At 64.0% G+C, this 409-nt stretch carries 1 protein-coding gene; it reads left to right on the top strand.

Going from position 1 to position 409, the window contains the following annotated elements:
- Positions 1-119 precede the first annotated feature (119 nt).
- The coding region (locus AC1DES_RS19220; RefSeq protein WP_476897287.1) for a transposase at positions 120-409 on the top strand (290 nt) is incomplete at its 3' end.

Genomic DNA, 409 nt, shown 5'->3' with positions numbered 1-409 from the left:
GTGCCCATTAGCGTGGTGTAACGGCCCGGCCCCGGGCGTGTTGTTCCCGAACGTGAGGCGGCCATCGCGTGATTCTTGGAAAGACCGACCAAAGTCTTCTCTCAAGGAGTTACCACGCGATGACCGCACCCCATATTATCGACCCTGCCYGTTTCCTATCCGAGCAGCTCGAGCAGGCCTCTCCGGATCTSATGCGWTCCATGCTCACGACCTTTATCAACGCGCTGATGAGCGCAGAAGCCGACGCTGTCTGCGGCGCCGAATACGGTGCCCGTTCCGAGGCCCGCAGCAACTCCCGGAACGGCTACCGGCACCGGGACTTCGACACCCGCACCGGCACCCTGGACGTCGCCATCCCCAAGCTCCGGCAAGGCTCCTACTTCCCGGACTGGCTGCTGGAGCGCCGCCG

The sequence above is a fragment of the Arthrobacter sp. 05T442 genome (genome assembly GCF_056395945.1).
Note: the sequence above shows the minus strand (reverse complement) of the source record. Positions and strands in the feature narration are given on the sequence as shown.